This window comes from Blautia pseudococcoides (assembly GCF_001689125.2).
Taxonomy (GTDB): Bacteria; Bacillota; Clostridia; order Lachnospirales; family Lachnospiraceae; genus Blautia; species Blautia pseudococcoides.
In genome coordinates this window covers 1,892,900-1,905,223 of the sequence record NZ_CP015405.2, presented here as the reverse complement: position 1 = coordinate 1,905,223, position 12,324 = coordinate 1,892,900, and the positions used below count along the sequence as shown (strand labels likewise).

Below are 12,324 nucleotides of genomic sequence, written 5' to 3'. Positions count from 1 at the left end.
ACAACTTATTTTACAACTTTTGAGTGGAAAAACATGCTGACTTATACTAGTTTTTGCGAAAACAGAAAAATATACAAGGTTGTAAAAAGCCCATGAATTCAAGGAAAATCAAAGATATAAGGAGTTAAGCGAACATGATAAAAATACTATTCGTCTGCCACGGCAACATCTGCCGCTCCCCCATGGCCGAATTCGTCCTAAAAGACATCGTCCAAAAAGAAAACCAAAAAGACAATTTCCACATCGCATCCGCTGCCACCAGTACAGAAGAGATCGGCAACCCGGTACACCAAGGAACCCGTAACAAACTGCGGGAAGTAGGTATTTCCACAGCGGGCAAATACGCGGTGCAGATGAAAAAGTCAGATTACGCAAAATATGATTATCTCATAGGTATGGATGAATGGAATATCCGCAATATGAATCGCATTGCAGGCGGAGATCCGGAACACAAAATCTGCCGTCTTCTGGACTTTTCTACAAATGCAAGGGACATTGCAGATCCATGGTACACAGGAAATTTCGAGACAACTTATTCTGATATTGTAGAAGGCTGCCACGCATTCCTGGAGACATTACAGCGGCAGAAAAAAATCAGATGAAATACCAAACGCAATCAAAATAATTTATAAAAACATCCAGGAAGGCCTGAGTCTATGCAGAAAAGCCAAACGGAATACTCCACCTACTTATTTACACACTTGTCAGAACTCCAAAACATAGGAATATTTGCTATAAAAGATACTGAAATTATTTCATATCAAAAGAATTCTGCCCATAACCCCTTACACCACTGTGCAGAACTGCAAACATATTTAATAGAAAGTGCAAAAAAACAGTCAATCCCGTACATCTGTAAAGATGATCACCAGGCCTATTTTGCCTGCATCCGTACATCGCAGAAATACTATCTGGCAGGCCCTATGTGCACAACTTTCTTCAATAAAACCCAAAGACATAAATTCTACCGCACATATGGAATACCAGAAACGGCTGAAAAGAACCTCCATCTGTTTACAGTCACAGAAATACTCCATCTGGTCTGTATCCTTGCAAAAATAGTAACTGACACAGAATATACTGACCGGCAGTTATTAAATGCCAATCATCTGATTCCAGTCACAAGAGAGCAGGAAGCCGAAGAGCAGATTCTCTTCACTTTAAAATCTGATGAAGAAGATTTTTACCGCCACTCCTATCAGGAAGAGAGGAGACTTCTGGATATGGTGCGAGAGGGAAATGTTGCGGAGGCAGTCCGCCTATCCAAGGAAATGGATCCGGAAGTTGGAAAGTTGGGAGCCAGTGAGTTGACCCACTGGCGGAATATGCTGGTTATCGGGGTAACCCTGTGCGCCCGCGCGGCTATTGAGGGTGGACTGATGCCATATGCCGCCTATCGTCTCAGCGGATACTACATAAACAAAGGTTCAGAGTGCAAAGATATTATGCAGATTCTTGCCTACCGTAATCATGCCATAGAAGAACTTACAAAACGTGTCCAAGAACTGAAAACCAGGCGTCATACTTCCAGTTATACAGAACAGTGCAAAGATTACGTCAAAAAGCATTTCAGGGAGAAAATCTATCTGGATGATATTGCTGGCAAGCTGGGAATCAGCAGCAGTTATTTGTCACGTCTCTTTAAAAAAGAGGCAGGAATATGTATTCAAGACTATGTGAATGATGTGAGAATTGAACGTGCTGCCAATCTCTTGATCTATTCCGAAGAATCCATACCCAGAATCGCTGAGTATGTCAACTTCCCATCGCAGAGCTATTTTGGGAAAATATTCAAAGCCAAAAAGAATATGACACCAAGACAGTATCGAGAATCCTATAAGCCCACAGAATTTCTGGAGGAAAAATAGAATTTTGCTCATTTATTGATTGGGGAGAGAAGTGGAATAATATCACCGGCAAAATCTCAAGCCCCCTTTTGTGATCGGACCACAATGAGAACTCTGTGGTCTGGATCCAAAAGGGGGCTTTCTGCTCGCTGTTACATTTCTACCATTTCATATCAGTGCAAATTAATTACAAAAACCACAAAATAACAGTATATGAATTCCGCGCCTCCTGCTATCATAAGTACATCAAAGCACAACACCGACACATCATGATTAGGAGGAAGCGCATGAGATCAGAATGTTTTTACGGAATCGGAGAACCGCTGATTCAGCGTGAGCAGGATACCTATGTATCTGCCGCAGAATATCTGGATCTAGTCAAAGCCTTAGGCTGTACAGCATACCGCTCCTGGATGCACCTGACAGATATCCTTATGGACCCGGTAACGCCAAATGAGGGAGCTGTTTTGGCACATACGAAACTTTTAAACCGTGCAGAGGAATTACATCTGGAAGTTACAGGAATGAGCCACGAATGGTTTCTGCCAAAGGGATGCAGACAGCGCACCGGACATGCTGTACCTAACAGAGATTTGACAGAAGGAAGTCTTTACCGCCAGACTCTGGATATGCTGGAGCAGTCCTGGTTTACCATGGTCTCCCTGTTTCCGCAGGTATCTCAGTGGGAGGTGGGAAATGAATGGAACATCAATGCGTTTTTACAGCCTGACGGATTCCTTGACAGCCATATGTCACGGCCCTACAGCCCGGATGAAAAACTGGACATAGCTGTTGATCTGATGTACTTTGCCGCAAAAGGTATTAGAAGAGCAAACCCGGATGCCAGGGTGGTTTCCTTTTCGCCGGCTCTGAGCACACCTTGGCTTGGCGGGGATTTGCCGGATTACCTTCCCCCTATGTATGGAATCGCATGGACCCTTGATAAGATATACAGCCGTATTAAATCGGGGGAATTCTGGTCTGAAGACCCGGATGATTATTTTGACCTTGTGGCATGGCATCCGTATCAGATGAGCACCAGCCAGATGGAGAGGGATGCAGATCTTTTTTTACATATTGAGGAGCCGGACTGTCTGTGGAAGGATTACAACGATGCTGCATACCGGGTCATGTGTAAATACGGCGATGCCAAGAAACAGGTCATTCTGACAGAGACAGGTTTTACAGACTGCGGGGACCCGGAATTAGAAATTAAACAGGCAGAATACACAAGAAAATTGCTGCGGCTTGCAGCGGAACTTCCCTATGTGCGGACTGTCTATAATTTTCGGCTGCTGACGGAGACAGGAATGCTGAAAAAACAGGGGATTGAAAAAAATCAGATTGGCGGTCGGGCAGAAGTATCTTTTGGATTTTTTAAGGAACCGGATGAAAACTGCAGGCCAAGATTGAAGGCACATGTTTTGCAGGAGGTGGCAGGCGGTCTGGAAGACTTGACTGCAGCAGGGAAAAAAGTGGCACTTTCTAAGCGGAAACTATGAGGAAGGTATAATGGAAGAATACGTGGTAAACACAACAAACGGAAAGATAAAAGGCCATCTGAGAAACAATCTGGTAGAATATCTTGGCATCCCTTTTGCAAAACCTCCGGTTGGAGATCTGCGCTTTAAAAGAGCACAGCCGGCAGCTCCCTGGGAAGGGGTTTATGATGCCGGAAAGTATGGAAAAGAAGCAGTCCAGTTAGAGGATGGAAGATTAAAAGGCAGCGAAGACTGCCTCACTCTGAACATCCGGCGCCCCATGGAGGGCCAAAATCTGCCGGTTTTTGTGTGGATACACGGCGGCGGATATAATACCGGCTCGGCATCAGTACCTCTTTACAATGGCGATTCTTTTGCGGAAAAAGGCATCCTTTTTGTTTCTTTTCAGTACCGTTTAAATGTACTGGGATTTTATGATTTTACAACGTATCCCGGCTGTGAAGATTTTGAGAGCAACTGTGGCATCTCTGACCAGATCCTTGCCATGACCTGGATCCACGCAAACATAAGAGCATTCGGAGGAGACCCTGACCGCGTTACGATCGCAGGAGAATCCGCAGGCGGCGCTTCTGTGATAAACATGCTGGCGATCCCGGCCGTAAAAGGGATGTTCACGCAGGCAATCGCCCAGAGCCCACTGCCAAACTGCATAGCAACACATAAGACAGCCAGAGAGAACATTGATATATTTTTAGAAGGCATGGGATGGAGTGTTGAGGATTTAAAGAAACTTCGCACAGCAGACCCTTATGAAATGCAAAAGGGCAACACCTATGTGGCGGAAAAACATCAATACAAAAACCCCGGGATTTTTCTGCCCGGGCCCATTCAGGACGATTTGATTCCTGTGCGGCCCATAGATGCTGTGAGAAATGGAAGCGCAGAGGGTATAAAGCTGATCATCGGCACCAATAAACATGAGGGAACCTTGTTCGTGCATCCGGAAAATACAGGTTTTCCAAACAATTGGTCCATGATCGCCGATATGTTTGAAAAAAACGGACATACCCCGGCAGTATCGGAAATCATGCACCATTATCAGCCGTCTTTGAAAGGTCAGGAGTTAAAAGCCGTCTTAAACAGTGCGGAAGAGATTCCGGCAAAAGAATTAGAACCATTTATAAATTTTGCCACAGACTATGCATTCCGTGTGCCGTCCCTGAAGGTGGCACAGGCTCAAAAAATCTACGGGGATGTATGGGTGTACCATTATGAGTTTGTGTCAAAATCAGGAAAGGCCACCGGAATGAAAGCTTCTCACGCTTATGAACTTCCCTGTATGTTTGCCAACAAAGATTTTGCGTTCAGCAGATTTATCTTTGACCAGGAATCTGAGGAAACAATAGACGCACTCATAGAGGCCATGCACACTTCCTGGGTGCAGTTTATAAAAACAGGGGAACCAGATAAGAAGAACTGGCCAAAATATACGGGATATGATTCCAAAATCCGCATTTTTGACAGAGTGACCAGAACCGAAACACGCGACTGCAGTACACTTATGAAAGTATGGAAGGACATGAGATTTTACGAAAACTGAGAGAAGGCGGACCTGGCACCACCTTGAAAAGGAGAGAAAAATGTTTAGTTATGCATCAAAACATAATGACCCAAAGGCAAAATTAAGCTGGAGCGAACGCATCGGCTACGGCATAGGCAATTACGGTATGGCATGGGTAAACGGCATCTTGTCAGCCTTCTTTATGATTTATCTGACGAATGTATCCTTTGTGGATGCAGGCGTGGCAGGCACTATCATAGCCCTGTCAAAGGTATTTGACGGTATCAGTGACCTGATCATGGGAGGGATTGTAGACCGCACAAAATCCAGGTACGGCAAGGCCAGGATCTGGCTGGTGCGTATGTGTATCCCGCTGGCTGTTTCCACACTTTTGCTGTTCTGTATTCCGGCATCTATGACCGGATTTGTAAAATATGTCTACATTTTTATTATGTATAATCTGGTAAATGCAGTATTTTATACCGCTATGTATGTGCCCTATACGTCCATGAATTACCTTATGACACAGAATGATTTCGACCGCGGCCTTCTGGGAAATATGAATATGATTTTTCAAACATTGGCCAACATCACGATGAATACCTTCTTCCTTACCTGGCTGAACAAATTCGGCCGAGGTGACATGTACAAACAGGGAGCATGGACAAAGGCATTTATCATAGTGGGGCTGATCGTGACCGCTGCAAGTATCTTATGCTTCTTTGGGACAAAAGAGCGTGTAAAAAATATGGAAAAACAGGCAGAAGGAGATAAATCGGTGTCTGTAATGACAGCTGTAAAATCCCTGTTTAAAAACAAATACTGGGTCTTGATGACCGTCTGTATGTTTCTGATCTTCTTCGTTATTGTCATGTACGCAGTGGCTGCCGCCTACTATGCCCAGTATGTGCTTGGAGATATAGGGTACTATACACCTATCAACAATGCGTTATCCATTGCACAATTTGTCATTATGTTCTTTACACCGGCATTCATGAAGAAGTTTGGAAAACACAGAACATATCAGGTTGGGCTTATTGCCATGATCACAGGCTTTGCAGGCACAGGCCTGTGCGGTACCAACCTTCCACTGCTCATATTCTTTAATGCAGTGAAAGGTGTAGGCCTGGGCGCGGCAGGGGGGATGGCTTTTGGGATGGTATCGGATACCATCGAATATGGTCAGTGGAAAACAGGAGTCGTTGCTGTGGGAATGGGCAATGCAGGCGTCAGCACAGCCCAGAAGCTGGGACTCGGTCTTGGACAGGCGGTTATGGGATGGATTCTTGCAGCCGGCGGGTTTGACGCAGCCAAAGCCGTGCAGTCAGCAGGTGCTCAGAGCGCCATCAGTTTTTGCTATAACTGGATTCCGGTTATCTGCGTGGCTCTTTGTTTTGTGCTCATGCTTTTTTACCGCCTGGATAAAGAGATGCCAAAAATCCGTGAAGAAATGATAAAATGCAGGCAGAACAGATAAAATGTTTTCCGTACTGGAATAACTTCCCCATATATGGTATATTGAAAAAAAGGGGAAGCGCCTAATACCCCAAATCCTTCAGTTTCTCATAAGCGGTTCTGGCAATGGTCCCGGCACCTAATTTATTGGGATGGATCCCGTCCTGAAGGAAGAATTCCGGGTGTTTGGCTGTCACCTCATATATCAATAAAAGGCAGTCCCGGCTCCTCCCCGAGCTCACGGACTGCTTTTGCCGCTTCGCAGGCCACGTGGGTCTGAATTTTATAGGGCTTTGCGGGACTGAAATTCTCCGGAAATACGGCTGCAGGTGACATGAGAATGACCTTTGGCCGGAAGGGCAGTTCCTGATAGGATCAGCACAACGTCAGGTTTAAAGTCCAGGCTTTTCGGATACCCCCACACATGCAATCCGCAGCCGGGAGGAATGGTCCAGCCAGAGGACAGAGAGTATCAATACCAATAGAACCGTAAAACCAAGCAGGTAAAAAGACAGTTTCTTATGTCTCATAAAGGAATTTTCTCCTTTTTTCATATTTCACACGCATATCTTATTGAAAGGGCAAAAAATGGAATTGCAAGGGAAGGATATAAAAATGGAAGATAGAATAAAAGAAGTTCTGGAACAGACACCCTTCTGGGAGCATTTGACGAAAGAGCAGCAGGAGAGAGTATGTCGGGATTCCAGGGAAGTGCACTATCCTGCAGGAAGCCTGATCTATTCCCCCACCAGGGAATGCCTGGGCACTGTGTTTATTTTAAAGGGGGTTATCCGCGCTTACCTTCTGTCAGATGAGGGCAAAGAAGTGACCATATACCGGATTCGGGAAGGGGATACCTGTGTCCTGACAGCCTCCTGTGCTCTCTCTGCCATCACTTTTGATGTGGAGATCGAGGCGGAGACGGACTGCAAAGTCCTGTTGATACCGGCTCCCGTATTTTCTGTCCTTGCGGCGGACAATATCTATGTGGAGAACTATGCCTACAAAATCGCTACAGAGCGTTTTTCCAGTGTTGTGGAGGCACTTCAGCAAATTATGTTCATGAGCCTGACCCAGAGGATTGCAGCATTTCTTATTGATGAATCTGCCCAGAGGAAGAATGACAGCATCCACATGACCCACGAAGAGATCGCGAAAGCCATCGGCAGTGCCAGGGAGGCGGTCAGCAGAACCCTGAAGCAAATGGTAAAAAAAGGCGATATCTCTCTGTTCCGCGGGGGGATTAAGATAGAAAATAAGAGCAGCCTGTATGAAGTGCTGCCTTAATGCCTGTCAGAAAGCGCTTCTCAGATACAATACCATACTGGCTGCAAAGTGACTCTGCCCATTTACTGACAGATATAAAAGGGTGTGGCATCTGTCCTATACCGGATCAGCTGCCTGTACTCCGGTTATACGGCAAAAAAGCCACTCCCTTTTATTATTCCCGGCGGTCACTGATCAAAATATCTGGCGGCACTGCTTTTATTTCAGCAGATTCACAAGCTGTCCTTTCGGAACAACTCCCACAGATTTCTCCGCAACCTTTCCATTCTTAAACACCAGTATAGTAGGAATATTCATAACCCCGTAAGTGGAAGCCAGCCCCGGATTCTCATCCACATTTACTTTTCCCACTTTATATGCACCTTTGGATTCCTCCGCAATCTCCTCAATGACCGGTCCCAGCATGCGGCAGGGCATACACCAGGTTGCCCAGAAATCCACCATTACAGGAACATCAGATTCCAGTACTTCACTTTTAAAGTTTTTCTCATCAAATACCATTGCCATAATTATACACTCCTTAATTTTTATCATAAATTATTGGTTTCTCATCTTTACGAGCCTATTTTATCAGATGCAGGCCCGCTTTTCTGTGACCGTGTTACACTGCATTTGGCGTCTTTTTTAAGTAGTTGACAGCTCTCGTTCCTGCAAGGGCGCCCTCATAGACAGCCTTGGAAACCTGGAGCAGGCCGCCGGTACAGTCCCCTGCGGCAAAAAGGCCGGGCAGCGCAGTGCTGGTGTCGGTCTCTACCATGATATGATTGTTTTCTATCATTAATCCCAGTTTTCTGGCAATATCTGTGCTCCCTGCGGTTCCCAGCGCCACAAAAAGTCCGTCCAGCAGGAATTTTTCATGATCTTCCAGCTCCAGCCATTTTAAAGTGGGATCTCCTCCGGCGGAAATGATCTTCTTTGTCTCAACCTGTATGGTTCCGAGGGCATCTTTTTCAAAAGTAGGCTCCATGCCGTTGGTGAGAATGGTGACTTTGGCGGCCATGGGTTCCAGCACTTTTGCTTCATGGAGGGCATATTCCCCGTTGCCGATGACTGCCACATCCTTCTGGCGGTAGAAAAAACCGTCGCAGATGGCACAATAGCTGATGCCGCTGCCTTCATATCTGCGGGCTTCCTTCAGGGCAAGGGTGTTTCGTTTGGTACCGGTTGCCAGGATTAAAGCCTTTGTCTGGTAAGTTGAGGAGATTGTGTGGACTGTGTAATCACCGTCGTATTCCACGGACAGCATCTCGTCCTCCACAACCGGGACACCCAGGGATTCTATTTGCTTCAGGCCGTTTTCATACAGCTCCTGTCCGGAGACGGGTTCGGGAAGTCCGTAATAATTTTCGATTTTAACGGCTTTTTCCAGGGCGCCGATACCCTTGTGTATGATAAGCGGTGTAATACCGGAGCGGACCGCATACAGTGCGGCAGAGATTCCGGCAGGTCCGGCACCCGCGATGATAAGTTTTTCCATATATTCTGGCACTTCCTTTCTATCTGTTATTATCTTATCACAAATTTTACCAAAAGACACAGATTTTGTTGGTGACCTGGTTACATAAGAAGAAGGAACCGTTTCAACGGGGCATGGTTACTGAAAAAAGCCTTTATAAAAACAGAGAAAAATGGTAAAATATAAACATAAGATACGCCGGGAGGAGGAAAAAGTTATGGATGAGGAAAAAAAGATCGAGCGGTTGAAAAAGATTATTGACGAAAGCTCCTATACAGTCATTTTGAGCGGTTCCGGCATGATGGCAGAGTGTGGTTATATGGGAATGAAGACACCGGAGAAAGCCTATGAGATCGAGAATACGTATGGTGTATCCCCGGAGGATATTTTTACCAGCGTGTATTATAACAACAGACCGGCAGAATTTTTTAAATTTTACCGGAATGAGGTTCTTCAGGGAGATATGGATACCAGCGATACCTTCCGCGTAGCGGCAAGGATGGAAAAAAACGGTAAGCTCAGATGTATTATAACCGGCAATATATACGGATACCCCCAGAAAGCCGGCTGCAAAAATGTAATAGACCTTCACGGAAACATTCATGAGAATATTTGTCCCCACTGCGGAAGAAAGTATCCGCTGGAATATATAAGAGCATCGAGGAAAGTCCCCCTCTGTGAAGACTGCAGCCGTGTTATCCGTCCCCGGGTGGCACTTTTCGGTGAGATGATGGACAGCCAGCTCATGACAAGGGCAACCTGGGAAATTGAGAATGCAGATACCCTGATACTTTTGGGAACTACCATGGATTCAGAAGTGTTCTCCAAGTATATCAAATATTTTGAGGGCAAAAATCTGGTCATCATTCATAAAGAACACCACCACTCAGACAGCAGGGCAGACCTTGTGATCTGGGATGAGCCGAGAAATGTTTTTACTAAGCTAGGCTATTAATGTGAAAACCTAACAAAAAAACGCCTCATTTTTCGTGAATGGGGCGTTTTTTACTTGTTGGTTTTATAAGGGTATAAGCAAATTTTACAAAAATCAGGCTGTAAAATGACTTGTATTTATGAAAAAAAGCAGTTGTATTTTTCTGTATACCGATTGGTACACGAAAACCTTCCAAAAACCGGCGGAAAATCACAAAAGAAAATGAAAAAATGTCTGAAAAATTGTCCGGAAAATCATAAGAAAGCCACATCTAAAAAAATATAAAGAAAGATTGACAAATGAAAAAATTAGCTGTAATGTTTTCTGGAATCATAAATAAATAAGAAAGGAGAAGTTAAAAAATCATAAAATAGAAAGGGAGGATGTCCTACGGGAACTATAGCGGATAGGATTACGGAAGAGCTGAACTGCGAGACCGTATTTACCATCCCAATTTTTGGCGGGATACCAGTCACGGAGTCCGTGGTGGTGACCTGGATCATTATGGCAGCATTGACAATATTGTCGATCGTTCTTGTCAGAAATCTGAAGGTGGAAAATCCCGGTAAGAAACAGTTGGCTCTGGAATCAGCTATTGGATTTCTGAATGACTTTTTCGCGGATATTCTGGGCGAGAGAGGAAAACAGTATATTCCTTACTTGATTACCGCTGCCATCTACATTGGCGTGGCTAACTTAATTGGTCTTCTGGGCTTTAAACCGCCCACAAAGGACTTAAACGTGACAGCAGGGCTGGCGGTCATAAGCATCTTCCTGATTGAATATTCAGGATGGAAGCAGAAAGGGTTCAAGCGGTTCATGCACAGTTTTGCAGAACCCATGGCCATTGTTACACCGATCAACATTATGGAGATATTTATCCGTCCGGTATCGCTTTGTATGCGGTTGTTCGGCAATGTGATTGGATCATTTGTTGTAATGGAACTGATCAAAATGATCTTACCGGTCGTTTTACCCATTCCATTCAGCTTTTATTTTGACATTTTCGATGGCCTGATCCAGGCTTACGTGTTTGTTTTTTTAACTTCGCTCTTTATCAAGGAACAGATAGAAGAGTAAGTCATCATTCAAAATATATTTAGAAAAGGAGAACAGAGATATGTTAACAGCAATTGGTGCAGGTATGGCAGTTCTAACAGGTTTAGGAGCAGGTTTAGGTATCGGTCTTGCAACATCAAAGGCAACAGAAGCAATCGCAAGGCAGCCGGAGGCAGAAGGTAAGATCAGTAAAGCACTGTTACTTGGATGTGCACTTGCGGAGGCAACTGCTATTTACGGTTTCGTTATCGCTTTATTACTCTTATTCGTAAAATAAGGAAGGCAGGTGAAGACAGGTGCTGAGTTTAGGCTGGGGCCTTATCTGGACCATAATTAACCTGATAGTTCTTTATCTCTTACTGAAAAAATTCCTGATCGGACCGATACTTGGAATCATGGAAAAAAGAAAGACACTCATCGCACAGCAGCTTGAAAATGCCAGAACTACAGAAGGAAAGGCGAATGAGCTGAAGGGCCAGTATGAAATGGCAATAAGCGGCGCAAAATCCCAGTCCGCACAGATCATCGAGGAAGCAAAAGCGGATGCGAGGACCCTGACAGAGCGTACCGTTCGGGAAGCCAATGAGCAGGCTGCCAGAATCCTGGAAAATGCCAGAAAAACGGCAGAACAGGAAAAGGAAAATGCCCTGGCAGGAGCAAAAACCGAAATCGCAGGTCTTGCAGTGGAAGCAGCAAAGAAAATGCTTGCAGGCGGAAGCGAAGCGGGAAGCAGAATGCTCTACGACACATTTTTAGCAGAAGCAGGTGATGCAGATGACAGAGAGTCTTAATAATTACGGGAAAGTGCTGTATGAGCTGAATATTTCACCGGAATCTGCAGCCGGCGCAAGAGAACTTTTAGAGAAAGTTCCACAGGTGTCAGAAGTGCTTTCAAGCCCTGTTGTATCCCTGGCGGCGAAACAGAGGGTTGTAGACCGGATTTTTCCGAAAGAGATACATAATTTTATGAAAATACTGTGCAGATACCACAAAGCAGGCCAGGCACAGGAGATTTTTAAGGCATATCAGGAGTATTACAACGAGCAAAACAATATTTTAAATGCAACTCTGTCTTATGTGGTACTTCCTACAGAGGAGCAGCTTGAAGGAATCAAAAGATTTCTCTGCAGGCAATACCATGTAAAGGATGTAGCATTTCAGTTACAGAAAGAAAAAGACCTGGTGGGCGGATTTACCCTCCGCGTAGGTGACCAGGAGATTGATTACAGCCTGAAAGGCAAAATCAATGCACTACAACAAAAATTGACCTGGAGGTGAACGCT

At 44.9% G+C, this 12,324-nt stretch carries 15 protein-coding genes; 11 read left to right on the top strand and 4 right to left on the bottom strand.

The genetic code is table 11. The features are described from left to right. The first annotated feature begins 134 nt into the window (after window positions 1–134). The 5 genes from A4V09_RS09015 (at window position 135) to A4V09_RS08995 (ending at window position 6,327) form a co-directional block, all read left to right on the top strand. Entirely contained in the window at window positions 135–602 is a 468-nt protein-coding gene (locus A4V09_RS09015) for a low molecular weight protein-tyrosine-phosphatase (protein ID WP_065542051.1), read from the top strand. A 321-nt stretch (window positions 603–923) separates the two neighbouring features. Further along, window positions 924–1,868 carry a helix-turn-helix transcriptional regulator gene (locus tag A4V09_RS09010; RefSeq protein ID WP_157766928.1) on the top strand — a complete coding sequence of 315 codons (945 nt, stop codon included), beginning with the start codon at window positions 924–926 and terminating at the stop codon, window positions 1,866–1,868. A 266-nt stretch (window positions 1,869–2,134) separates the two neighbouring features. Next, entirely contained in the window at window positions 2,135–3,349 is a 1,215-nt protein-coding gene (locus A4V09_RS09005; protein ID WP_065542049.1) for a hypothetical protein, read from the top strand. Window positions 3,350–3,359: 10 nt separating this feature from the next. Next, window positions 3,360–4,889, top strand: coding sequence for a carboxylesterase/lipase family protein (locus A4V09_RS09000; RefSeq protein ID WP_065542048.1), 1,530 nt, complete (start codon window positions 3,360–3,362; stop codon window positions 4,887–4,889). A gap of 40 nt (window positions 4,890–4,929) precedes the next feature. Then, window positions 4,930–6,327 (top strand): MFS transporter, encoded by a 1,398-nt coding sequence (locus A4V09_RS08995; protein ID WP_065542047.1) that lies wholly within the window; start codon window positions 4,930–4,932, stop codon window positions 6,325–6,327. Window positions 6,328–6,388: 61 nt separating this feature from the next. On the opposite strand, the gene A4V09_RS25735 is transcribed toward A4V09_RS08995, so the two are convergent. Together A4V09_RS25735 and A4V09_RS24325 are read right to left on the bottom strand one after the other, a co-directional pair. After that, window positions 6,389–6,514 carry a hypothetical protein gene (locus A4V09_RS25735; RefSeq protein ID WP_274537196.1) on the bottom strand — a complete coding sequence of 42 codons (126 nt, stop codon included), beginning with the start codon at window positions 6,512–6,514 and terminating at the stop codon, window positions 6,389–6,391. Window positions 6,515–6,697: 183 nt separating this feature from the next. Further along, the gene (locus A4V09_RS24325; RefSeq protein WP_157123483.1) at window positions 6,698–6,835 is read right to left on the bottom strand and encodes a hypothetical protein; all 138 of its coding nucleotides are present in this window, start codon (window positions 6,833–6,835) and stop codon (window positions 6,698–6,700) included. Between the two features lie 85 nt (window positions 6,836–6,920). On the opposite strand from A4V09_RS24325, the gene A4V09_RS08990 reads away from it, so the two are divergent. Beyond that, entirely contained in the window at window positions 6,921–7,592 is a 672-nt protein-coding gene (locus tag A4V09_RS08990) for a Crp/Fnr family transcriptional regulator (RefSeq protein ID WP_065542046.1), read from the top strand. 198 nt (window positions 7,593–7,790) lie between these two features. Here the strand turns inward: A4V09_RS08990 and trxA are convergent, their stop codons facing one another. Then, entirely contained in the window at window positions 7,791–8,099 is a 309-nt protein-coding gene (trxA, locus tag A4V09_RS08985) for a thioredoxin (protein WP_065542045.1), read from the bottom strand. Between the two features lie 94 nt (window positions 8,100–8,193). Next, a complete protein-coding gene (locus tag A4V09_RS08980; protein WP_065542044.1) occupies window positions 8,194–9,069 on the bottom strand; it encodes an NAD(P)/FAD-dependent oxidoreductase in 876 nt (291 codons plus the stop codon). A gap of 196 nt (window positions 9,070–9,265) precedes the next feature. Here A4V09_RS08980 and A4V09_RS08975 point away from each other — a divergent pair, with 196 nt between their 5' ends. From A4V09_RS08975 to atpH, 5 genes are all read left to right on the top strand, one after another. Beyond that, window positions 9,266–10,003, top strand: a complete 738-nt coding sequence (locus A4V09_RS08975; RefSeq protein ID WP_065542043.1) for an SIR2 family NAD-dependent protein deacylase — start codon at window positions 9,266–9,268, stop codon at window positions 10,001–10,003. Window positions 10,004–10,393: 390 nt separating this feature from the next. Beyond that, the gene (locus tag A4V09_RS08970; RefSeq protein ID WP_330589953.1) at window positions 10,394–11,062 is read left to right on the top strand and encodes a F0F1 ATP synthase subunit A; all 669 of its coding nucleotides are present in this window, start codon (window positions 10,394–10,396) and stop codon (window positions 11,060–11,062) included. 40 nt (window positions 11,063–11,102) lie between these two features. Further along, window positions 11,103–11,318 (top strand): ATP synthase F0 subunit C, encoded by a 216-nt coding sequence (atpE, locus tag A4V09_RS08965; protein ID WP_018594308.1) that lies wholly within the window; start codon window positions 11,103–11,105, stop codon window positions 11,316–11,318. A gap of 19 nt (window positions 11,319–11,337) precedes the next feature. Further along, window positions 11,338–11,832: a F0F1 ATP synthase subunit B gene (gene atpF / locus A4V09_RS08960; RefSeq protein WP_065542041.1), complete on the top strand. Its 495-nt coding sequence runs from the start codon at window positions 11,338–11,340 to the stop codon at window positions 11,830–11,832. Continuing rightward, window positions 11,816–12,319: an ATP synthase F1 subunit delta gene (gene atpH / locus A4V09_RS08955; protein ID WP_065542040.1), complete on the top strand. Its 504-nt coding sequence runs from the start codon at window positions 11,816–11,818 to the stop codon at window positions 12,317–12,319. The genes atpF and atpH overlap by 17 nt, the downstream gene beginning before the upstream one ends. Window positions 12,320–12,324: the final 5 nt, after the last annotated feature.